Here is a 22,032-nt window from a genome sequence, read left to right as displayed (position 1 = left end):
CCATGAGCGACGCCCTCACCCATCTCCGCCGCGCCTGCCCGAAGATGAAGGCGCTGATCCGCCGCACCGGCCCCTGCGGCCTGGAAGTCAATCGCCACCAGCCTTACGAGGCGCTGGTGCGTGCCATCGCCCATCAGCAGCTCCATGGCACCGCCGCGCGCACCATCACCGCCCGCTTCGTCGCCCTGTATCCAGACACGCCCTTCCCCACGCCCGAGCAGGTGCTGGCGACCGACGAGGCCGCCTTGCGCGGCTGCGGCTTTTCCGCCGGCAAGGTCGCCGCCATCCGCGACATTGCCGCCAAGGCCGCCGACGGCGTGGTGCCCACCCGCCGCGCCGCCGCGCGCCTGTCGGACGAGGCGCTGATCGAACGCCTCACCACCATCCGCGGTGTCGGCCGCTGGACGGTGGAGATGCTGCTGATGTTCACCCTGGGCCGGCCGGACATCCTGCCGGTGGACGATTTCGGCGTGCGTGAGGGGTTCCGGGTGCTGCACGGCCTCGACGCGCAACCGAAACCGAAGGAACTCGCGATGCTCGGTGCCATCTATGCCCCCTATCGCAGCACCGCCGCCTGGTACTTGTGGCGCGCGGTCGACGAGGGCAGGAAGACGAAGATGGTGCTGCCGGGCGGGTAAGGATGCAGCCCGCGGTTGGCCTCCCGTACCTATCGGCACCGCAGGCTCGCGACGCTGGTCAGGCGACCCGCTGGGCGCCGTCAATCCGTCCGTCGTCCTGTGCCGTCGCCTCTTCGGTCCAGACGTCGAACTGCGTCAACGTATGCGCGCCGAAACTGTTGATGAGAGGCACGTCTGCGGCATCGCGGCCACGCGCCATCAACACGCGCCCAATGCGCGGCGTGTTGTGCCGGGCGTCGAATGCGTACCACGTGCCATCGAGATACGCCTCGAACCAGGCGCTGAAATCCATCGGAAAGGGCGCCATCGGCACCCCGATGTCACCCAGATATCCCGTGCAGTAGCGCGCCGGAATATTCATGGCCCGGCACAGTGCGATGGCCAGATGGGCAAAGTCCCGGCACACGCCCTTGCCTTCGCGAAAGGCGTCGACCGCCGTGCGTGTCGAGCGGGCATTTTCGTAGCCGAAGCGGATGTGGCGATGTACGAAATCGCAGATCGCCTGTACCCGCGCCCACCCCGGTTGCGTCGCTCCGAAAAGCTTCCAGGCCGTCTCCGATAGTTCATCCGTTTCGCAGTACCGGCTGCCCATAAGGTAGAGCAGGGCGTCATCGGGAAGCTCGATGACGGGAGTCTCGGCCGCGTCAACTGCGACACGGTCCGGAAGGCCAGTGTCCCTGATGATTGCCTTGTTGACGAACCGCGCCCGGGGCGGTGCGACCACGCGTGTGCAAATATTTCCGAAGCTGTCCCGGTATGTCCGAAGCGGTTCTACGGTGTCGCAAATGACCTTGTCGCCTGCGATGACGTCGCCGGCCCGTGTTGGATGTACGTTCAGCATGAGCACCATGGGCGTCGGCTGCGGGCACTCACACACAATATTGAAGCCGATTCTGATAATCATGCTTTCATACCCCAATCCCTGTCCGGCCCGACATGCGTATCCGCGCATCACTCGATCACGTGTCACGTGAGCGAGATGCGACGTCATCCCGACAACGCCAAGTTCCCGGGCCGGTTCCCATCCTTTCGCTGATGCCGGCAAAACGCGTCCTCCCCAGACGCAACCAACACCGCCAAACCACGTTCTGTGCGGGTGCAGTCGCCGAGGCGGCACGCGCGCATCCATTGGTGCCGAAATCACAAGGGCCCGCATATGAGTGGCATTTCATCGGCCGAAGCGACCCAGGACAAGCAGGCGGCGCGGCCGAAACTGCTGGAGGTGTTGGGCCCCGGGTTGATCACGGGCGCGTCCGACGACGACCCCAGTGGGATTGCAACCTATTCGCAGGTTGGCGCGCAATTCGGTTATGGCCTCGGATGGACCCTGCTCCTGACATTTCCACTCATGTGCGCGATACAACAGATCAGCGCACAGATCGGCTGCGTCACCGGCCGGGGCTTGGCCGGCAATATGCGCCGGCAGTCTTCCGCCTGGGTTCTGCACGCGATCGTCGGACTGCTGGTTGTCGCCAACACGATCAATATCGGCGCCGACCTTGGCGCCATGGGCGCAGCGCTGACACTTCTGGTCGGAGGCCCGACGCTCCTCTACGTCGCGCTGATCGCACTCATCACCGTCGTCCTGGCGGTGTTCGTGCAATATTCTCACTACGTTTCCGTTCTGAAATGGCTGACCTTGTCGCTGTTCGCCTATGTGGCAACGGTATTCGTCGTCGACGTGCCCTGGGGCCAGGTGGGCGCCAACCTGGTCTATCCGCACATCAGCTGGGACAGCGCGTATCTGACGGCCGTGGTCGCTGTGTTCGGGACCACGATCAGCCCCTATCTTTTCTTCTGGCAGGCCGGGCAGGAAGTCGAGGAGCAGAAGGAAGACCCCGCCACCAGCCCGCTGCGCGAGGCGCCGGAGCAGGCTCCGTCCCAGCTCACCCGTATCCGGCTCGATACCTATGTCGGAATGGCGCTGTCGAACCTCATCGCCCTGTGCATTGTCATCACCGCCGCTGCGACATTGCACGCCAACGGCCAGACCGATATCCAGACTTCGTCGCAGGCGGCCGAAGCGCTGCGCCCGATTGCGGGAAAGTTTGCGTTCACCGTCTTCGCGGCCGGCATCATCGGAACCGGATTGCTGGCACTTCCCGTTCTGGCAGGATCGGCAGCCTACGCGCTGGGTGAGGCGTTCCAATGGCCGGTGGGTCTCGCGCGACGGCCCTACGCCGCCCATGCATTCTATGCGACCATTGCGATCGCCACCCTGATCGGCGTGCTGATCAACTTTTCACCAATCGATCCGGTCAAGGCGCTATTCTGGAGCGCGGTCATCAATGGCGTTGTGGCCGTTCCGGTGATGGTCATGACGATGCTGCTCGCCAGCCGCCGCGCCGTCATGGCGCAATTCGCCTTGGGAACGCCGCTAAAGACCATGGGGTGGGTCGCCACGGGCGTGATGACGGCGGCCGCCGTGGGGATGTTCGCCACTCTGTAGCCGCGGTCCTGTCCGGACCGCGGCAGAGCCTCCACTTTCCGCAGGCCCCGAGTGCCGTGTCAAACGTTGATCGGGACGCGGACGTACTCGGGCGGCGCCGACGTGCAAACACAGCGTTCATGAATGGGGAATCTCCGATGGATGACGACACTGCCAGCACGATGGTGTGGAAGCTGATCGGTGACATCGGCACCTGCATGATGGTGACGAACGACGACGCGTGGATGCGCTGCCGTCCAATGGCCGGAATCGCGAGGCCGGATGAAAATGCGATCTGGTTCTATACGGACCGCGGCGCCGACAAGGACAATGAAGTAAGGCGTGATCCGCGCGTCTGCCTGGCATACTCGGACGTGAAAGCGCAGTCGTTCGTGTCCGTCTCCGGCCGCATGGAGATTGTCCACGACCGCAGGATGATTGAAGAGCTGTGGAATCCTGGCGCCCAGCTCTACTACCCCGAAGGGCCGGACGATCCAAACATCCTGCTGCTCCGATTCACCCCTGAATTCGGCGAGTACTGGGATGCGCCCTCAAGCAAGATCGTGCTCGCAATCAAGTTCCTGCAGGCGAAGATTTCCGGGGATCCACCCGAGCTGGGCAGGAATGCAGCCACGAAACTCGGATGACGACCCCACCGATCCGGGAACCTTGGATCGCATCCAGGCGTTGAACATGACCGCACCTGAGGCCGGGCCCGCTGTCACGCAACGCAGATGACAGGGTGATCTCCACGACCCGGAGATCCGTCGGGTGCGCATCACCCTGGAAGAAGGAGCAGATCATGGCGACAACGAATGAAAGCGATATCAAGATACTCAACGGCCTTATCGAAACGACGCTCGATAGTGCCGATGGCTATTCCGAGGCTGCGAAGGAGGCCCGCAATCCGCGCTTCACGACGCTGTTCCAGGCTCGCGCAACCGAGCGCCAGCACCTGATCCGGCAGCTACAGGCCGAAGTCGTCCGCCTGGGCGGCGCGCCGGAAGACAGCGGGACAATGCTGGCGGCGGCGCATCGCGCCTTCCTGAACCTCAAGAGCAGCGTCACCGGCAGCGACCAGAGCGTCGTCGACGAAGTCGAAGCCGGCGAGGACCATGTCAAGGCGAAGTTCGAGGCCGCATTGGACAACGAAGAGCTGTCCCCGAGCGGCAAGGCGCTGGTGACGCGCATCTATGGCTCGATCAAGGCCGGGCATGACGAGATGAGCCAGCTCAAGCACGAACTGAAGTTGCGCGCGGCCTCCTGACCTGACGCGGCAACGCTCGGTCCGATGACGGCACCGGACCAGGATCCAACCCACCAAGGAGTATCGAAAATGGACAAGGACCGCATCGCTGGCGCTGCAAAGCAGGTCAAGGGAACGGCGAAAGAAGTCGCCGGCAAGGTCATTGGCGACGCCAAGCTGCAGGGCGAGGGCAAGGCCGAGAAAGTCGCCGGCAAGGTGCAGAACGCCGTCGGCGGCGCCAAGGACGCGCTCAAGGACAAATAGGTGCCTGGTGCGCTTTCCGGATTAGCCACATGTACGGGCAGGTGGTTCCCCAAGAACGATCTGCCCGTCACTGTCTGAGGAGTAATCAGGATGAGGACTGCCAATTTCATGGTGGTGGCCGTCACCGGCGCCGCATTGCTGGGGCTCCCTGCCTTCGCGCAGGGCGTCAAGCAGACCGTGGTGTTGATGAAGGTGGACCCGGCTTCCCTGGCCACCGGATATCGTACGTCGAAGGTGGTGGGCAGCACGGTGACGAACGAGGCGGACGAAACCGTCGGAACCATCGATGACCTGATCGTGACACCTGGCGAAAAGGTACCCTTCGCCGTTCTGTCCGTCGGCGGTTTCCTTGGAATGGGCACGAAGCTGGTCGTTGTGCCGTTCAATGCGATCAAGGTCACCGACAAGCATATGATGCTGCCAGGCGCCACGCGGGATTCGCTGAAAGCGCTTCCGGAATTCAAATATGCCTACTAATGGACGCTGAGCGCAAAGGAATCGACCGCCACCACGCCGCTGCGCGGCCGTCGGCATCCTTTGCGCTCAGCGGCACCGCCATGCGGGTGAAACCAGCCGCGCAGATGAAGGGTGCCGTTCAGAGCCGCGATCCTGACAACGCCCTATGGAACAAGAAGCTATGTACCCTGCCTCCCGCTTCCCGCCGCCGCCAACGAGATATCTGGCTGCACCTCCGGCTTGCGATCCGGCCCGAACTGCTTATCGGGACGGGCGCTCAATAGCTCCGCCAATTTCTCGCGCGCCCGATGGACCCGACTCTTCATCGTGCCGATGGCACAGCCGCATAGCTGGGCCGCTTCTTCATACGAAAGCCCCGACGCACCGACAAGGATGAGCGCCTCTCGGTGATCGTCGGCAAGGCGGGACAGCGCGGTCCGAAAGTCCTGAAACTCCAGATGGCCGTCCTGCGTCGGATGGGTCGCCAGTTGCGCGGCGAACAGGCCGTCGCTGTCTTGCACCTCGCGGCGGCGCTTGCGGAATTCGCTGTAGAATTCATTCCGCAGGATCGTATAGAGCCAAGCCCCCATGTTGGATCCCGGCTCGAACGAACTCATGTTCGCCCACGCCTTGACCAGCGTTTCCTGAACCAGGTCATCGGCGCGGTCGGGCCTGCCGCATAGTGGCAGCGCAAAGGCACGCAACCGCGGAATGGCTGCAAGCAGGGCAGCCCTCGGGTCTGCCGGCGCGGTCATGATTGGCCGCTCTTCTTGCGTTCCAATTCGTCGAGCAGTTTGACGAAGCGGTCGGGGACCGGTTGGTCGGCAATTTCGGCGTAAAGCGCGCGCAGCTGTCGGCCAATATGCGCCTGAAGCGAGGAGTCCAGAACGGCCCCCTGTGGTGACGCGCGCGGTATCTCTTGCCCTGCGGCAACCGGCTGCTGCGTCGTCTTCGACGCCCGATCAGGGGGGGGGCGGTCACGATCGCTCATGGACATCTCCTATGGCCACGGGTCGGATCACATATCGCGTCGGCGTGCCGGGGCATCGTGCCTTCCTCGCGGGCCGATCGTTGGAATGCGCCAGACGCAAAGAAGTTCCAGGTCGTCGGGAACAATTCTGGATTATGGCCGTTATTCGGCATTACGGCTGCCGCCGATGCGTCCGCTTTGTCACCAGGGGTCAAGAGATGTCAACATCAACCAGGATGGCACCGCTGCTGCCCCAGCTCCGGCGTTTTGCCCGCGCCCTCACCGGAACCCAGGCCGCAGGCGATGCCTATGCCGTCGCGACGTTGGAGGCCATTGTCGCCGGGCCCGGGGTCCTCGCCGACGATATCGACCTTCGGGCGGCCCTTTTCCGGGTTTTCCTGAAGATCTGGACCTCCGTCCCGATCAATCATGAAGCCGGTCGCGAGAGCGACGACACCACCACGGAGATGCCCACGCGGCATCTCGGGGCCATGACTCCGCTGCCCAGGGTGGCCTTTCTCCTGCACGCCGTAGAGGGCTTCGACCGTGACCAGATCGCCACCATTCTCGATCGGCCGGTTGCCGAGATCCAGGCCCTCATCGAGCGCGCAGGGCGCGAGATCGCCGCCGAGATCAGCACCGACGTGCTGATCATCGAGGACGAACAGCTTATCGCCATCGACCTGGAAGCACTCGTCGAGGATCTTGGCCATCGGGTCACGCGGATCGCCCGCACCCATGCGGAAGCGGTCGCCGCCATCGCAGAGAAGGCGCCGGGGCTGGTGCTGGCGGACATCCAGTTGGCCGACGGCAGTTCGGGGCTGGAGGCCGTGAACGAGATCCTTCTGCACGTCCAGGTGCCGGTGATATTCATCACGGCGTTTCCCGAACGCCTGCTGACCGGTCAGCGGCCGGAACCGGCGTTCCTCATCACCAAGCCGTTTCAGCCGGACACGGTCAAGGCCATCATCAGCCAGGCGCTCTTCTTCGGCCAGAATGCCCGCATTCCGAACAAGGCCAGCCCGGCTGCATGACGAAGCCCGGCAGCCACTTGGCGTCCGGCACGCAAGACGAGCCAGGAACCGCTGCACGGGACAGCACCGAACCTTGCTTGACCGCTTGCCCGTTGGACGATGCGGACGAGGAGCCGAACGAACAGGCCAGTGAATTATCCAGCCCCGACATGACGGCGCCATCTGCGCTTCGCAGGGGCCGGGCGCACGGCCGGCGCAACCGGCGCGCAACGCTCACGATCATCACCGGTTTCACCCTTCTTGTCCTCGCCGGCGCGTTGCAGGTGCTGCTGGTCCTGGACAACAATCGAAAGACAAGCGCGGTTCGCTCCGGCTGGGTCATCCACGACGCGGTCGCGCACGTCCTTGGCAACCTCGTCGATGCGGAAACCGGCCAGCGTGGATATCTGCTGACGGGGGACGAGACGTATCTCGAGCCGTTCTACAAATCGCGTCAGGAACTCTCGGGATTGCTGACGCGGCTCCGGGAATTGGCCGCGCCGCTGCAAGGTGTCGTCGGGCTCGTGGAGCAAGTCGATCAGTCGACAATGGCCGACCTGCGCCTGATGGAGGAAGTCATCGCACTCCGGCGGGTGGAGGATTGGCAGAAGATCCGGCAGCTCAATCTGAATGCCGAGGGCAAGAGCCGTATGGACGTCACAAGACGACTTATCGGCGATCTTGAGTCCGCCATCAATGCAGATCAGGTTGTCAAGGCAGATGCTCTCGACGGGGTGGCGAATGCGCTGATGGGTGCTGTCATTGGCGCGTTACTGTGTGTCATTGCTCTTGCCGCCCTGCTGATCCGAGACACCCGGCGGCACTTGCATCTTCTCGAGCGGCGAGAGGGGGCCCTGCGTGTTCTGTCTGCGACGCTCGAGCGACGTGTGTCCTGGCGGACCCGGACGCTTCTGGAGATGAACCAGAGATTTGCCGCTGCATTGTCGGCGTCGGGTGTGACCGTGTTCACCCAGGATCGTGATCTTGTCTACACCTGGATCAGCCAGGCCGACCCTGGCACCGCATTCGCACATTTCCTCGGCCGCTCCGACGACGACGTCATCCCACCCAGAAGCCGCCGCCTGATCGTCGATCTCAAAAGGGACGTCATAGCCACAGGCCAATCCACCCGCACTGAAATCAGCCTCGATATCGACGGCACGGAACGGTGGTACGACGTGGCGCTCGGGCCCCAACGGGCGGTGGACGGCGCGATCGTCGGCGTGATCGGCGGGGCGGTGGAAATCACCGAGCGGAAGGAAACCGCGGCACGAATCTGGTTGCTGATGCGTGAGGTCACGCACCGGTCGAAGAATCTGTTGAGCGTGATCCAGGCGATTGCCCGTCAGACGGCGACAACCAGCGGGTCGATCGAGGACTTCCTGCGGCGGTTCGGCGCACGACTCCATTCGCTGGCCGGATCGCATGACCTCCTGGTCCAGGAAGACTGGCGCGGCGCCTCGATCCGGGAGCTCGTGCAAACCCAACTGGGCCATTATTCCGATCTTGCGAACCCGCAGATCCGACTGATGGGCGACCCGTTGCGCATTCACCCCGATGCCGCGCAGCATATCGGCATGGCGCTGCATGAGCTTGCGACGAATGCCGCAAAATACGGCGCCTTGTCGGTGCCCGAGGGTGAGGTCCAGATTTCATGGACGTTGACCGCGGAGGGCCCCGACGGACCCCGCTGTCGATTGACCTGGGAGGAAAGGAACGGGCCACCGGTCCAGGCTCCAAAACGGCGCGGGTTTGGCCATGTCGTCATCGAACGGACCGTCGCCCGAGCGCTGGGTGGCACAGTGCGACTGGTACACGCGCCTGAAGGGGTTCAATGGACTCTGGATTTTCCCGGCAGCTACATCGTGCACAACGGAACCTCGTCGACATAGGTGCAATGCCGCTCGACGCGAGCCTGCAACTTTCTGCCGCATTTGACGTTGTTTGTTCGAGCACCACGCCTGGTCAAAGCGCCGCAAAGCCATAGAGGACGCGCGATCATGTTCGCCACCGCAATCACATGCCTTTCCGTGGCATTCACGGACGCCATCGTCGGGCTCTCCGGAATCACGACCCCGGCTGGCACTGCAGTCGCACAACACATCTTCGTCATATTCATGGGCATGTTTGCCGTGGCGGCAATGGCTGTCATCTTCGATGTGGAACCGCGCGCTCTAGCCCGTTTGGCCAAGGCTCGACTGCGCCGCAACTGACGGTTTCGGCTACGGACGAGGGAGCGCGCAGGTTCAGGCGCCAAGACGAGGATGGCATAGGCCTGGTTCCGCTCACTGCGCGGCCCGATGATGGACCTTCGTCGGCGTTCGTGGCCGTCACCACGCGGGCGTATGATTCCCTTTCATCGTTCACGATCCGGCAACGCCATCAGGCAATGCCGTAACCTTCTGTCCATTTCACGATGTCGCAGACATTCCCGCCGCACCGAAGTGGTCGCTGATGACGCCCGCGAGCCGGCGGGCGTCATCACCGATCCTCATGAGCGGCGTTCGTCCCTGGCGCGGTCAGATCGGCGGTGGTCGACCGCGCATCACATGCATGACGATGCTGACCAGAAACAGGACCAGAAAGATGACAAACAGCACCTGGGCGATGCTGCTCGCGCTGGCGGCGATGCCGCCGAATCCGAAAGCGGCGGCAACGATCGCGACAAGCAGGAACATCAATGACCACTGAAGCATGACGGCTCCTATTGGAACGTTGGCACGGAGAAGAACGCCCGATTCGAGGACCACAGCCGGTCCGGATACAGAACGCGGATCGCAGATTAATGTTCCGCACAACGCTGCGCCGCTTTCTCACGATTGCGATACCGCAACATGCCAATACGCGCGTAGATGGCGCCCTGTCATGCCGTAACCTCTTTGTTGCCATCCCGTGAGGTATCGGAGCCGACAACCAGCGGCGTCGTGGTCCGCTCGCCGAAATGGAATGTGGGTGGATCCGAAAGCCGCGGACCGTAAGCGGCCAGCGGCACGGTGTAAGACTGTGACCGGTTGTTCCATGCCCATGCGGTGGCGTCGACCACTGTCTCGCGCCGACCCGTATCGTACTCACGGGCGAAGCGGGCCATGCGCACCGCGAGTCCGATCAGCCACATGGATTACATCCGGCTCAGTATCCGTCACGTTGACGACCGCCGAGTGCGGCGGCAACGCAGGCGATAAAGGCTCCGATCAGCATCGACAAAGCCGTGAAGATCGACGCGGAGGAAGCGGCCTTGCGGGCCGCGTCCGCCACCTGACGAGCCTCGGCGGCGGCGCCTTGTTCCTGGGTGACAACCTCGTCGATGCGCTTTTCGGCATCGACCTGGGAGATGCCGGTACGACCCGAAATGAGTTGGGCAAGATAGGTGCGGTCGGCTGGCGGGATCGCCCCCTTGCTCATGCCCATCGCGAGAATGTGGGCACTCTCCGTGCGGACGTTCTGATCGGGCGTGTTGGCGTGGGATTGATCAGAACGGAACAGGCGGTCGAGGTAGTAGGCGCCGGGGTTGAAAGCGTTGCCGGACTGGGCGCCCGCCTGGTCGGCTGCCTGGGCTGTTCCCGCCGCGACTGTGGCCGCCGTGCGGGCCCCGCCACTTACTGCCGACGAGACCACGGCAGCGAGCACGGCCGTGCCGATGATGGCGGCAACGGCCCATGTCAAGAATCCATGCGCCGTATCCCGGAAGAACACCTCATGGGTATGCAAGCCGACCCATTTGGTGCGCAATCGCCCCGTCAGATACCCCCCGACGCCGGATGCGACCCATTGCACGAAAACGAGCCATATCGCCGTCATGACAGTGAAGGTCGTCGCCGACGCGCCGGCATTGGGCCAGGGCGATACCGACGCCAGACCGAGGCCGGCGCCAAGCGTGACGAGGATCAGCGAAGCCGCGGCCATAACGAAAGCCCCGCCGATGATCGCGGGCCAGGAGACGCCGGAGGCGGACGCTTCCACGGTGGCGCCCTGCTCGCCGGCGCCAAAGGTGCCGGCGGGGCCAAGGGCTGGAGTGATTTGCATGGTCATCTTTCCTGGTGGGCGGGCCTGGTGCGCAGACCGTTGCCAGATGGGTCAGTGCCAAGTGCAGGTCGGCACCGGTGCGATCAGTGCCAGAGCAACGCGAGAAGGATGATGATGGGGATTGGCACACCCAGAAGCCAAAGCAGGATACCGCGACCCATGGAGCCCTCCATTCATGTGATGCGAGCATGAACGCAGTGGCGTGCGGCTGGTTCCGGAACCACGGGCATTTGATGACGAGCGCGTGAGTCTGGGACAACGATGAGGCGGAAGTATCCCGTGTACGTCCGCAAGCCTCCGCCTGACAGTTGCACCTGCATTCACGAATGGCGCACAAACATAGCCGGGTTTCCGGAGCCGCTGGCAGGCGCCGAACGGTGGAATGGCACCAAAGAGATCCGCCATCGTCGATGGCTCGACATTCATGCGGCGGCAATTCACAACCACGTGTTCGTCAATATCGGCGGGCGGGAGTTTCCCGCAGCGTCGCGATAAGCGGGAAGGTGAACAGCGTTCAGCCCAATATATTGATTGTATGGGTTGACCGGATGTTCCCACTGGGGCTGCCAGCGGTCTTGACGGCACCACATCGACCGCTATCTCGGTCGATTGAAGAACGACCCGGAGAGGAAGAACGACCCGGAGGCCAATCGATGGATGACACTGAGGCGCTGCGTCTTGAAATCGCTGACCTTCGCGCGGCCATGGGTGCAAATCGTTTGATGCTGCAGGCGATGATGGTGGCGATGGGCTTTACCGACGATGAGATTGCCGAGTTCGGCCGCGTCGCTATGGTCAATGCAGGCAGCGCGGACGTGTCGCGCTTGCTCAGCAATTCATCCGATCCTGCGCTGGTCAAGCAGGAGATCGGCCGCTTCATCGCGAGCTTTCGTGAATCGCCGGCCTGAATAACACGCGCGTGAGATGCCGGGCGCCAGACGCGCACCGCGCCCGGAAACGAGCCGCCGTCCGGGAACCTCTATTGGTGAGGCACGTTCATCGTTCCACATCCCCCGAGGAGGACAAGATGGACAGGATTCCGAAGCCGCCCGCCGGAGCCGGACACCGACAAAGCGACCATCACAAGCGCCAGGAAGAACGGCTTGACCGGGCCCTCGATGACACGTCGCCTGCCAGTGATCCGCCGGCGATCACCAACCCGTCGCGAAGCGTCGTGAAGGTACCGCACCCCAAGTCCGGGGGCGCCAAGAGTCAGCGCCATCAAGGACGCGTCTGATGGCCAGCCTGCCGCAGCCGCCGTCAGCGCCTGAAATGCCGCCCCCGCCAGGCAAGCCAGATCCGCCGCCCGCCGGTCCTCCGATCGAGATCCCGCCCGGACGCGACATTCCATCGGGCGAACCGCCGCCAATCAGGGCCCAGCCGACGCACCCGACCAAACCAGTCGCGAGGCAGGCCCGGCTCACGCCATGAACGTATCGACCACAGCCACGAACCCGTCGGGGTTGTCGGCGTGCAGCCAGTGGCCGGCATCCTTCAGCGTGGCGAAACGCGCCGCCGGAAACAGCCTGCGGATCATCGGGCGGTGTTCGGGGCGAATGTACTCGGACCGGGTGCCGGCCACGAACAATGCCGGGCCGGGATAGGACGGCCCCTCCAGCTCCGGCCAGCCCTCGATGTCAGCCAGCGCTGCCGCGATTTCGGCGAGCCCGATCTTCCAGGCCGGGGCCGCGCCGAAGCGCAGGTTCTGTAGCAGGAAGGCCCGCACCGCCGGCACCTCCACCACATCGGCCAGCGCTGCGTCCGCCTCCGCCCGTGAGAGATCTGGCCGCAGCCTGATGGCCTGCATCGCCTGGGCGAAGGCGCGAAACGCGGGCGGGTAGCGCACCGGCGCGATATCGGCCACCAGCAGCCGCTCGATCGCCGCCGGCGCCTCGATCGCCGCCGCCATGGCGACCTTGCCACCCATGGAATGGCCGGCCAGCGCGCAGGGCAGCGCCGCGTGCTGGCGCAGCGTCTCCAGCACGTCCTCGGCCATGCCGGGATAACTCATGCGCGGCGCGTGCGGGCTCGCGCCGTGGTTGCGCAGGTCCAGCGCCAGCACGCGATATTTCGCCGCCAGCATCTTCTGCACCGTGCCGAAATTGGCGGCCTGGCCGAACAGCCCGTGCAGCAGCGCCAGCGGCCGGCCCTCTCCCTTCTCGACGGTATGGAGAATCATGTCCGCATCACTTCCTTTGCGGCCAGGCCGCACAGCCCACGCCGCCCAGGATCAGCGCCGAGCCCAGCAGCAGGTCGCTGCCAAGCGGCTCGCCCAGCCACCAGGTGGACAGCGCCAGCCCGGCCGCCGGCGTCATCAGGAAGCCGACCGAGGCCACCATCGCCGGCAGCGTCGCCGCCACCTGCATCACGCACCACGTGCCCACCGGCCCCGCGAGCAGGCCGATATAGGCGATCGACCACACCACCGGCGCCGGCCAGGCGCCGATGCCGCCGCCACGCCACAATGCCAGCGGCACCAGTGCGGCGGTGCCGATGGCAAAGCACCAGGGCAGCAGCTGCAGCATCGACAGACGCGGCGGCGCCGCGCGCACCACCGTCATCGCCAGCGCGAAGCAGAACGCGGCGGCAAGCAGGAACACGTGCCCCACCAGCACATCGCGCACCGACCAGTCGATCGCCCAGGGCCCCATCAGCACCACCGTGCCGCCCACGCCCAGCGCCGCCGCGATCCAGCGCCGCGGCGGGATCGCCTCGCGCAGCACCAGCAGCGACAGCGGCACGATCCAGATCGTCGTCACGTTGCACAGGATGGCCGTGCGCCCCGCCGGCACCCAGGCCACGGCCGCATGCGCGAAAGCGAAGAACCCGGCAAGCTGCAGCAGCCCCACCGCCAGCAGCGTCGGCATGTCCTGCCGCCCCGGCAGCCGCAGCCGGCCGAGCAGCCCGAGCACCGCGAAGGCGATCAGCCCGGAGAACCCGGCCCGTCCCACCGCGAACCACAGCGGCGGCGCCCCCGCCGCCAGCGCCGTCTTGGTGATCGGCCAGGCGCTGCTGAGCAGGATGACCGAACTCGCAAGCTGCACCATGCCTGCGGCCGGAACGCCCTGGCGCGCGGCGGCCGCCTGAACCGCGCCGCCGGCGACCATCAGCTCATCATCCAGCCGCCGGCGACGTCCACCGTCTGGCCCGTGACGAAAGCGGCGTCGGGCCCGGTCAGGAAGCACACCATGGCGGCGACATCCTCGGGCGTGCCCAGCCGGCGCAACGCCGTTGCCGCGACGATCGCCTCGTTGGTCGCGGGATCGACGGTGCGCATCAGCGGCGTGTCGATGCGCCCAGGCGCGATGGCGTTGACGGTGATGCCATGCGGCCCGAGTTCGCCCGCCACATGCCGGGTCAGCCCGATCAGCGCCGCCTTGGTGGCCGCGTAATGCGCGCCGACGAACGGCACGAACGCCTTCGCGGCGATGGAGGACTGGTTGACGATCGCCCCGCGCCGCGCGGCCACCATGCCCGGCGACAGGCGGCGGATCATGTTCCACGCCCCCGTCAGGTTCACGCCGACCACGCGGTTCCATTCCGCCGGGTCCATCGCGTGCACCGGCGCCGGCGCGCCGCCCTGGCCCCCTGCCGCATGCTTGGGGCTGATCCCGGCATTGTTCACCAGGATGTCCGGCGCCCCCAGCGCCGCCTCGATCGCCGCACAGGCGGCATCGACCGCCGCATAGTCGGCCACGTCGCACGCGGCCGGGACGCCGCCGATCTCCGCCGCCACCGCGGCGGCGTGCCCGGCATTCACGTCCAGCACCGCCACGCGCGCGCCGCGCGCGGCCAGCGCCCGGGCGATGGCCGCGCCGATGCCCTGGCCGGCGCCGGTCACCACGGCGATGCGGCCGGCATGGCTCATGCCGCGACGTGCAGCACGATCTTGCCGATATGCGCGCTGCTCTCCATCAGCGCATGCGCCGCCGCGGCCTCCGCCAACGGAAACACCTGATGGATCACCGGACCGCATCGCCCGGCATCCAGCACCGGCCAGACCTTGGCGCGCAGCTCGGCCGCGATCGCGCCTTTCTGCGCCGTCGTGCGCGGGCGCATCGTCGAGCCCGTCACCGTCAGCCGCCGGGTCATGATCGGCATGAGGTCGAACCCGTCGATCTTCGATCCCTCCAGGAACGCGATCTGCACCAGCCGCCCGTCCAGCGCGAGGCAGCGCAGGTTGCGCGGGAAATACGGCGCGCCGACCATGTCCAGCACCACGTCGACACCGCGCCCGTCGGTGAGCGTCTTGATCTGCTCAAGGAAATCGGCGTTGCGGTAGTTGATCGCCGCGTCCGCACCGAGTCTGCGACAGGCCTCGGTTTTCGCCTCCGAACCGGCGGTGGCATAGACGGTGCTGCCAAACTCTTTCGCCAACTGGATCGCGGTGACGCCGATGCCCGACGTGCCGCCATGGATCAGCGTGCTCTCGCCGCGCGCCAGCCGGCCGAGCATGAACAGGTTGGCCCAGACGGTGAAATAGGTCTCCGGCAGCGCCGCCGCGCGGATCGGATCATAGCCTTTCGGCCAGGGCAGCGTCTGCGCTGCCGGGGCCACGCAAAACCCGGCATAGGCCCCGCCATTGGTCAGCGCGCACACAAGGTCGCCGGGCTTGTAGCTGGTGACCTCGGCGCCCGTGGCCACCACCTCGCCCGCGACCTCCAGGCCGAGGATCGGGCTCGCGCCCGGCGGCGGCGGATAGGCGCCCTTGCGCTGCTGCACGTCCGGCCGGTTCACCCCGGCGGCCAGCACCCGGATCAGCACTTCGTCCGCCTTCGGCTCCGGCAGCGGGCCGGTGGCAGGCTTCAACACCTCGGGCCCGCCCGCGCCGGCGGCGGCGATGTATGTCATGCTGTCGGGCAAGGCCATGGCCGGGGATCCTTCTGGTCGCTCAGGTCGGGCAATTGGTCGGCCGGACGGGCCGCGCCGTCAAGTTGCCAACGGAATGCGGCTTGCACGCCCCGCTGGCGCGGCGGAGACTTGCGGCAAAGCGTGAATGTTCCGGAGGGATGACCATGCAAACCACCCGCCGCAGCCTGCTGCTGGGTACGGGCCTTGCTGCCACCGCAACTTTCGCCGCCCGCGCCCAGGCCAACACGCTGGCTCTCGGCGCCCTGTATCCGTTCTCCGGCGGTCTCGCTTTGCTCGGGGACGAAAGCTATCGCGGCCTGGAACTCGCCGCCGACGAACGCAATGCCGCCGGCGGCCTGCTGGGCAAGCCGATCCGCCTGGTGAAGGGCGACGCGGTGGACCAGAACCAGGCCATCAGCGAGGCCCGCCGTCTCATGAGCGCCGAGCGCGTGCCGGCGATCTTCGGCACCTATTCCTCCGCCCTGGCTTTCGCCGCGACCCAAGTGACCGAGCTCGCCGGCGTGCCGTATTTCGAGCTCGGCGCCATCAGCGATCCGATTACCGAGCGCGGCTTCAAGTATCTGTTCCGCAGCTGCGCCGTCGCCAGCAACTTCGCGGTCGTGTCGGTGGACACCATCGGCGACGCGCTGGCGCCGCTGTGGAAGGTCGAGGCGAAATCCCTGAAGATCGCGATCCTGCACGAGGACGCGCTGTACGGCAGCACCGTTGCCGGCTTCCAGGAGAAGCGCTGCAAGGAGCAGGGCCTGAACGTCGTCGAGAAGATGGCCTATGCCGCCAGCACCACCGACCTGTCCTCGACCATCCAGCGCTTGCGCGGTGCCGACGTCGATGTCGTGCTGCACACCGGCTTTTCCAACGACATCGTGCTGCTCTACCGCGGCATGAAGCAGGCGGGCTGGAAGCCGCGGATGATCATCGGCTCCGGCGCCGGCTATTCGCTGAACGACACGATGCAGGCGGTGGGCGCGGATTTCGAAGGCACCATGAACGTCGATTTCACGCAGTACAAGGTGAACGAGAAGATGGCGCCAGGTGCCGCCGCCGTGGCCGTCGCCTACCAGAAGAAATACGGCGCGCCGCCGCGCTCCGGCCATTCGCTCGCCAACTACATGGGCGGCAAGCTGTTCCTCGACGTGATCGCCCGCGCCGGCTCCACCGACAAGGACAAGGTGCGCGCCGCCGTGCTGGCCACCGACATCCCGATCGGCCACACCGCCACCGGTTGGGGCGCGAAGTTCGACGACAAGGGCCAGAACACCCGCGCCCAGCCCTTCCTGCTGCAATGGCAGAAGGGCATGCAGGTGACAGTCTTCCCCGCCGACGCCGCGGTGGCCGAACCGCTGGGCGTGTTGGGCAGCTGATCACGCGCAGGCCGCCGATGCCGTTCCTGACGTGCCCGTCTGCCCCGCTTCTATCCCGGCGCGCGGTCCAGCATCACGATGTCAGGCAACCCCCGCATCCGCCCCAGCCACGCCGAGACGCCCGGCCAGCGCGCCAGCTCGAAACCGCCCTCGTCGGCAACCTGGGTGTAGCCGCACAGCGCGATGTCGGCGATCGTGGGCCCCGCATCGGTCAGCCACTGATGTCCCGCCAGCCGCCGCTCCATCACATCCAGCGCCCGCTCCCCGCCCACGCGGCACTGCTCCAGCCGCACCGCCTGCTGCTCGCTCTGGCGCAGGAACGACACGATATTGCGGGCGACGGCGATATAGGGTTCGTGGCTGTACTGCTCGAAGAACAGCCACTCATACACCCGCGTCCGCGCCAGCCCGGCCGCCGGCAGCCAAAGCGTGCCTTCCGCGAAATGCCCGAGCATGGCGTTGGATTCGATCAGCACCGTGCCGTCCTCCAGCTCCGCCACCGGAATCTTGCCGACGGGATTGCGCGCCAGGAATTCCGGCGTGCGCGTCTCGCCCGCGTTGGAATCCACCTCCACCCAGCGAAACGGCCGCCCGGCCAGCCGCAGGATCGTTGCCACCTTCCAGCAATTGCCCGAAGGCGTGTAGCCATACACCGTGATCATCCCATCCCCCGCCCCATATTTCCCCACCCGCCGATCACCCTGTAAGCTCGCGGCCCATGCAGGACCCGATCACCGAAGAGCTGTTCCGCAACGCCATCGTCGCCCTCGGCGACGAGATGGCGCTGACCATCTATCGCGCCGCCTATTCCGGCGTCCTCAAGAACATCATGGACTACAGCACGGCCATCTGCGATTCGCAGGGACGGCTGGTGGCCCAGGGCCTCAGCCTGCCCGGCCATATCTGTTCCATCCCCGTCGCCCTGCAATCCTGCCTGCGCCATTTCGGCGCCGACATCCACGAAGGCGACGTGCTGACCATGAACGACCCCTATGACGGGGGCATGCATCTGCCGGACATCTTCGTGTTCCGCCCCGTCTTCGCCGACGGCAAGCCCATCGCCTGGGCCGCCACCATCTGCCACCACACCGATGTCGGCGGCCGCGTGCCCGGCTCCAACGCCTCCGACAGCACCGAGATCTATGCCGAGGGCCTGCGCATCCCGCCGCTGAAGCTGCACGACCGCGGCGTGCCCAACGAGACCCTGCTGCGCATGATCGACCGCAACGTGCGTCTGCCCGCCCGCGTGATGGGCGACCTGCGCGCCCAGCTCGCCGCCTGCGAGATTGCCGCCCGGGGCCTCGCCGACCTGCTCGCCCGCCACGGCGCCGCCGGCCTGCGCGCGCTGATGGACGCCACCATGGCGCACAGCGAGCGCCTGGCCCGCCACTGCCTGTCCGAACTGCCGGACGGCGAGGCCACGTTCACCGACTGGATCGACGACGATCAGATCGACGCCGGCGTTCCCATCAAGCTCGTCTGCACCGTGCGCAAGCAGGGCGAGCACATGTCGTTCGACTGGACCGGCTCCTCTCCGCAAGTCAAAGGTGCGATCAACAACACCTGGAGCTACACAGCCGCCGCCTCGTTCACCGCGGCGAAGTCGGTACTGTCCGTCAACATGCCCAACAACGACGGCGTGTTCCGCTGCATCGACGTGACCGTGCCCGCCGGCACCGTCACCAACGGCGTGCTTCCCGCCGCCTGCGCCGCCCGCGGCCTCACCGGCTTCCGCGCCGCCGACTGTGCGTTCGGCGCCCTCGCCTTGCTCTACCCCGACCGCGTCTTCGCCGCCTCCGACGGCGGCAACACCGGCATCACCATCGGCGGCTACGACGAGGAACGCCGGCCGTACATCTATGTCGATTTCCTCTCCGCCGCCTGGGGCGCCCGCCCCTGGGCCGACGGCCTCGACTGCAACACCACCATGTTCGCCAACATGGCCAGCTTCAGCATCGAAGTGATCGAGGCGGAAAACCCGCTTGAGATCCTCGACTACGGCATGGTGCCGGACACCGGCGGCCCCGGCCGCTTCCGCGGCGGCATGAGCCTCGCCCGCACCTGGCGCATGCTCGCCCACGAAGGCATCCTGCAGGTCCGCGCCGACCGCCACACCCACCGCCCCTACGGCCTGCACGGCGGCGGCCCCGGCACGCCCAGCCGCAACGCCCTGCTGGGCGAAAGCGAGCTCGCCGCCAAGCTGACCATGACGCTGAAGCGCGGCCAGGTCTTCCGCCACGAACTGCCCGGCGCCGGCGGCTGGGGCAACCCGCTGGACCGCAGCCTCGATCTCGTTGCGAAAGACCTGCGCGACGGCCTCGTCACCATCGAGGGCGCGGCGCGCGACTACGGCGTTGTTGCCGGTGGCGATCCGCCGATCATCGACCACGCCGCTACGCACGCCTTGCGTACGCAACTTCGCGCGAAGCGCAAGCCTGCGCCGATTGTCGCGTGGCGGCCGTTGCATGATGACAATTAAGGCAAGGCCAGGGGCTTTGCCCCTGGACCCCAGCCAAGGCGGAGCCTTGGCAATCCCAGACTCTCTCGGCTGTATCAACGACCTTCAATTGATATCAACTGAAGGAGACAGCCGCAGCCAAGAGCAGATCGGGTTTGCAAAGGCCCCCGGCCTTTGCCGGGTCGAGGGCAGAGCCCTCGCCTTCCTCACTCACAATCACCGGAATCCCTGAATGTCCCTCCGCATCGGCATCGACATCGGCGGCACCTTCACGGACCTTGTCGCGATCGCCCCCGACGGAACGGTGCGCACGCACAAGACCGCCTCCACCCCGCACGACTACAGCCAGGGGATCGCCACGGGGCTCGCCGCCCTGCTGACCGGCGAGGCTGTTGCGGAAGTCCTGCACGCCACCACGGTCGGATCGAACACGATCCTGGAGGGCAAGGGCGCCCGCACTGCCCTGATCACGACCGCCGGCTTCCGCGACGTGCTGGAAATCCGCGACCTGCGCATGCCCCGCCTCTACGACATGCACTGGACCAAGCCGCCCGCGCTCGTCGAGCGCCGGCTGCGCCTGGAGGTTTCCGAAAAGACCCGGCCGGACGGCAGCATCGCCGTCCCGCTCGATCCCGCCAGCATCGCCGCCTGCATCGAGCGCATCCGTGCCGAGGGCGTGCAGAGCGTCGCCATCTGCCTGCTGCACAGCTACGCCAATCCCGCGCATGAACGTGCGGTCGCCGATGCCCTGCGCGCCGCCCTGCCCGACGTCGCGCTGTCGGTCAGCCACGAGATCCTGCCGGAGATCAAGGAGTATCCGCGCACCAGCACGACGGTGGTGAACGCCTATGTGCAGCCCGTGGTGCGCGCCTATCTCACCGCATTGAGCGCCCGGCTGCGCGCGTTGGGCATTACCGCCCCGCTGCACCTGATGCAGTCCAATGGCGGCCTCGCCGCGGCCGGGCACGCGGCCGCCTTCCCCGCCCATATCGTCGAAAGCGGCCCCGCCGCCGGCGTGGTCGGCGCCGCCGCCCTGGCGGCACGATTGCAGGAAGACCGCCTCATCACCTTCGACATGGGCGGCACCACCGCCAAGGCCGGCCTGGTCGAAGACGGCCACGTGCTGCGCACCGAGGCAATGGAAGTGGGCGCCGGCGTCATGGCCGGGGCCCGCCTGCTGGTCGGCGCCGGCTACATGCTGAAGCTGCCGGCCATCGACCTCGCCGAGGTCGGCGCCGGCGGCGGCTCCATCTGCCGGCTCGACGCGGCCGGCGCCCCCAAGGTTGGCCCGCATTCCGCCGGCGCCGATCCCGGCCCGGTCTGCTACGGCCGCGGCGGCACCGAGCCCACCATCACCGACTGCAACCTCGTCCTCGGCTATCTCGATCCCGCGGGCCTCGCCGGCGGCGCCGTGAAGCTGGACCGCGAAGCCGCCCTGCACGCCGTCACCGATCACATCGCGGCACCGCTCGGCCTGCCGCTGGAGCAGGCTGCGCACGGCATGCTGCGCCTCGCCGCCGCCACCATGATGCGCGCCATCCGCGCCGTGTCGGTGGAGCGCGGCCGCGACGTGCGCGGCTTCTCGCTGCTGGCCTTCGGCGGCAACGGCCCGCTGTTTGCCGCCGGCATCGCCGCCGAGCTCGGCATCAGGCGCGTCATCGTCCCGCCCATGCCCGGCCTGTTCAGCGCCTTCGGCCTGCTGCTGGCCGACACCGAACACCACGCCACCCGCTCGCTGCGCATGCGCACTGCCGACCCCGCCGCGCTGCAGACCGCGCTCGACGCCCTGCTGCAGGAGGGCGCGGACCGCCTGGCCGAGGACGGCTTCCCGCCGGACCGCCGCAGCGCCACGCGCACCGCCCGCGCCCGCTATGTCGGCCAGTCCAGCGAGCTCTCCGTGCCGCTGCCCGACGGCGACGCCCCCGCCATCCTCGCCGCCCTGCCCGAAGCCTTCGCCGCCGAGCACGCCCGCACCTACGGCTTCCGCGCCCCGCCCGGCGAGCCGGTGGAACTGATGGGCCTGTCCGTCATCGCCCGCGGCATCCCCGAGCACCCCCGCCTGCCCGCCCGTATCCCACCCGCCACCGCCACGGTCCCGCCCTGCCGCCGCGCCTGGTTCGAGGCCACCGGTTGGACCGACACGCCGGTGCTGGCCCGCGCCGGCCTGGCGACCACGCCGCGCCAGGGGCCCCTGATCGTGCAGGAATACGACGCCACCTGTCTGGTGCCGCCTGGCGCCTCGGCGGCGCTCGATGCGTTCGGGAACGTGCGGATCGAATTGCAGTAGAAGGCACCGGACACAG

The 22,032-nt window shown here is 66.6% G+C and carries 25 protein-coding genes; 14 read left to right on the top strand and 11 right to left on the bottom strand.

The annotated features are described in order from the left end of the window. The first annotated feature begins 2 nt into the window (after positions 1–2). Positions 3–638, top strand: coding sequence for a DNA-3-methyladenine glycosylase family protein (locus OL599_RS21545; protein WP_264716082.1), 636 nt, complete (start codon positions 3–5; stop codon positions 636–638). A gap of 58 nt (positions 639–696) precedes the next feature. Here the strand turns inward: OL599_RS21545 and OL599_RS21540 are convergent, their stop codons facing one another. Continuing rightward, the gene (locus OL599_RS21540) at positions 697–1,542 is read right to left on the bottom strand and encodes a transglutaminase-like domain-containing protein (protein ID WP_264716081.1); all 846 of its coding nucleotides are present in this window, start codon (positions 1,540–1,542) and stop codon (positions 697–699) included. Positions 1,543–1,794: 252 nt separating this feature from the next. Between OL599_RS21540 and OL599_RS21535 the strand changes: the two genes are divergently transcribed. The 5 genes from OL599_RS21535 to OL599_RS21515 all read left to right on the top strand — a co-directional run bounded on the left by OL599_RS21535 (position 1,795) and on the right by OL599_RS21515 (position 5,053). Continuing rightward, a complete protein-coding gene (locus OL599_RS21535; RefSeq protein ID WP_264716080.1) occupies positions 1,795–3,087 on the top strand; it encodes an NRAMP family divalent metal transporter in 1,293 nt (430 codons plus the stop codon). 137 nt (positions 3,088–3,224) lie between these two features. Further along, positions 3,225–3,713: a pyridoxamine 5'-phosphate oxidase family protein gene (locus tag OL599_RS21530; protein WP_264716079.1), complete on the top strand. Its 489-nt coding sequence runs from the start codon at positions 3,225–3,227 to the stop codon at positions 3,711–3,713. A gap of 155 nt (positions 3,714–3,868) precedes the next feature. After that, positions 3,869–4,333, top strand: a complete 465-nt coding sequence (locus tag OL599_RS21525) for a PA2169 family four-helix-bundle protein (RefSeq protein WP_264716078.1) — start codon at positions 3,869–3,871, stop codon at positions 4,331–4,333. A 69-nt stretch (positions 4,334–4,402) separates the two neighbouring features. After that, complete coding sequence (locus OL599_RS21520) at positions 4,403–4,576, top strand: CsbD family protein (protein ID WP_264716077.1); 174 nt, start codon at positions 4,403–4,405, stop codon at positions 4,574–4,576. A 90-nt stretch (positions 4,577–4,666) separates the two neighbouring features. Then, the gene (locus tag OL599_RS21515; RefSeq protein WP_264716076.1) at positions 4,667–5,053 is read left to right on the top strand and encodes a PRC-barrel domain-containing protein; all 387 of its coding nucleotides are present in this window, start codon (positions 4,667–4,669) and stop codon (positions 5,051–5,053) included. A gap of 158 nt (positions 5,054–5,211) precedes the next feature. On the opposite strand, the gene OL599_RS21510 is transcribed toward OL599_RS21515, so the two are convergent. Both OL599_RS21510 and OL599_RS21505 read right to left on the bottom strand, forming a co-directional pair. After that, positions 5,212–5,787: a sigma-70 family RNA polymerase sigma factor gene (locus OL599_RS21510; protein WP_264716075.1), complete on the bottom strand. Its 576-nt coding sequence runs from the start codon at positions 5,785–5,787 to the stop codon at positions 5,212–5,214. After that, complete coding sequence (locus OL599_RS21505) at positions 5,784–6,023, bottom strand: NepR family anti-sigma factor (RefSeq protein WP_264716074.1); 240 nt, start codon at positions 6,021–6,023, stop codon at positions 5,784–5,786. The genes OL599_RS21510 and OL599_RS21505 overlap by 4 nt, the downstream gene beginning before the upstream one ends. A 215-nt stretch (positions 6,024–6,238) precedes the next feature. Between OL599_RS21505 and OL599_RS21500 the strand changes: the two genes are divergently transcribed. The 3 genes from OL599_RS21500 to OL599_RS21490 all read left to right on the top strand — a co-directional run bounded on the left by OL599_RS21500 (position 6,239) and on the right by OL599_RS21490 (position 9,228). Continuing rightward, on the top strand, positions 6,239–7,036 hold the full coding sequence (locus OL599_RS21500) for a response regulator (protein ID WP_408886971.1): 798 nt from the start codon (positions 6,239–6,241) through the stop codon (positions 7,034–7,036). Between the two features lie 92 nt (positions 7,037–7,128). After that, the gene (locus OL599_RS21495; protein ID WP_264716072.1) at positions 7,129–8,907 is read left to right on the top strand and encodes a sensor histidine kinase; all 1,779 of its coding nucleotides are present in this window, start codon (positions 7,129–7,131) and stop codon (positions 8,905–8,907) included. A gap of 108 nt (positions 8,908–9,015) precedes the next feature. Continuing rightward, entirely contained in the window at positions 9,016–9,228 is a 213-nt protein-coding gene (locus OL599_RS21490; protein WP_264716070.1) for a hypothetical protein, read from the top strand. Between the two features lie 306 nt (positions 9,229–9,534). On the opposite strand, the gene OL599_RS21485 is transcribed toward OL599_RS21490, so the two are convergent. From OL599_RS21485 to OL599_RS21475, 3 genes are all read right to left on the bottom strand, one after another. Beyond that, positions 9,535–9,765 (bottom strand): DUF1328 domain-containing protein, encoded by a 231-nt coding sequence (locus tag OL599_RS21485; RefSeq protein WP_456306710.1) that lies wholly within the window; start codon positions 9,763–9,765, stop codon positions 9,535–9,537. Positions 9,766–9,878: 113 nt separating this feature from the next. Then, positions 9,879–10,130: a hypothetical protein gene (locus OL599_RS21480; protein ID WP_264716069.1), complete on the bottom strand. Its 252-nt coding sequence runs from the start codon at positions 10,128–10,130 to the stop codon at positions 9,879–9,881. 14 nt (positions 10,131–10,144) lie between these two features. Continuing rightward, a complete protein-coding gene (locus tag OL599_RS21475; RefSeq protein ID WP_264716068.1) occupies positions 10,145–11,038 on the bottom strand; it encodes a hypothetical protein in 894 nt (297 codons plus the stop codon). Between the two features lie 653 nt (positions 11,039–11,691). Between OL599_RS21475 and OL599_RS21470 the strand changes: the two genes are divergently transcribed. Both OL599_RS21470 and OL599_RS21465 read left to right on the top strand, forming a co-directional pair. Further along, positions 11,692–11,946 (top strand): hypothetical protein, encoded by a 255-nt coding sequence (locus OL599_RS21470; protein ID WP_264716067.1) that lies wholly within the window; start codon positions 11,692–11,694, stop codon positions 11,944–11,946. Between the two features lie 119 nt (positions 11,947–12,065). Further along, a complete protein-coding gene (locus OL599_RS21465; RefSeq protein WP_264716066.1) occupies positions 12,066–12,275 on the top strand; it encodes a hypothetical protein in 210 nt (69 codons plus the stop codon). 183 nt (positions 12,276–12,458) lie between these two features. Here OL599_RS21465 and OL599_RS21460 read toward each other — a convergent pair whose 3' ends face one another. From OL599_RS21460 to OL599_RS21445, 4 genes are read right to left on the bottom strand one after another with little or no spacing between them, the layout of a single operon-like run. After that, entirely contained in the window at positions 12,459–13,217 is a 759-nt protein-coding gene (locus OL599_RS21460) for an alpha/beta fold hydrolase (RefSeq protein ID WP_264716065.1), read from the bottom strand. A 7-nt stretch (positions 13,218–13,224) separates the two neighbouring features. Further along, the gene (locus OL599_RS21455) at positions 13,225–14,145 is read right to left on the bottom strand and encodes a DMT family transporter (RefSeq protein ID WP_264716064.1); all 921 of its coding nucleotides are present in this window, start codon (positions 14,143–14,145) and stop codon (positions 13,225–13,227) included. Further along, entirely contained in the window at positions 14,145–14,906 is a 762-nt protein-coding gene (locus tag OL599_RS21450; protein ID WP_264716063.1) for an SDR family oxidoreductase, read from the bottom strand. The genes OL599_RS21455 and OL599_RS21450 overlap by 1 nt, the downstream gene beginning before the upstream one ends. Beyond that, positions 14,903–15,907, bottom strand: a complete 1,005-nt coding sequence (locus tag OL599_RS21445; protein ID WP_264716062.1) for an NAD(P)H-quinone oxidoreductase — start codon at positions 15,905–15,907, stop codon at positions 14,903–14,905. Before OL599_RS21445 ends, OL599_RS21450 begins: the two co-directional genes overlap by 4 nt. 146 nt (positions 15,908–16,053) lie before the next feature. Between OL599_RS21445 and OL599_RS21440 the strand changes: the two genes are divergently transcribed. Next, positions 16,054–17,271: an ABC transporter substrate-binding protein gene (locus OL599_RS21440; protein WP_264716060.1), complete on the top strand. Its 1,218-nt coding sequence runs from the start codon at positions 16,054–16,056 to the stop codon at positions 17,269–17,271. Positions 17,272–17,321: 50 nt separating this feature from the next. Here OL599_RS21440 and OL599_RS21435 read toward each other — a convergent pair whose 3' ends face one another. Beyond that, positions 17,322–17,933, bottom strand: a complete 612-nt coding sequence (locus OL599_RS21435) for a glutathione S-transferase family protein (protein WP_264716059.1) — start codon at positions 17,931–17,933, stop codon at positions 17,322–17,324. Between the two features lie 56 nt (positions 17,934–17,989). On the opposite strand from OL599_RS21435, the gene OL599_RS21430 reads away from it, so the two are divergent. Together OL599_RS21430 and OL599_RS21425 are read left to right on the top strand one after the other, a co-directional pair. Continuing rightward, positions 17,990–19,750, top strand: a complete 1,761-nt coding sequence (locus tag OL599_RS21430) for a hydantoinase B/oxoprolinase family protein (protein ID WP_264716058.1) — start codon at positions 17,990–17,992, stop codon at positions 19,748–19,750. Between the two features lie 211 nt (positions 19,751–19,961). Then, a complete protein-coding gene (locus tag OL599_RS21425) occupies positions 19,962–22,016 on the top strand; it encodes a hydantoinase/oxoprolinase family protein (protein ID WP_264716057.1) in 2,055 nt (684 codons plus the stop codon). Positions 22,017–22,032: the final 16 nt, after the last annotated feature.

The organism is Limobrevibacterium gyesilva (assembly GCF_025989185.1).
In the GTDB taxonomy this organism is placed as follows: domain Bacteria; phylum Pseudomonadota; class Alphaproteobacteria; order Acetobacterales; family Acetobacteraceae; genus Limobrevibacterium; species Limobrevibacterium gyesilva.
Note: the sequence above shows the minus strand (reverse complement) of the source record. Positions and strands in the feature narration are given on the sequence as shown.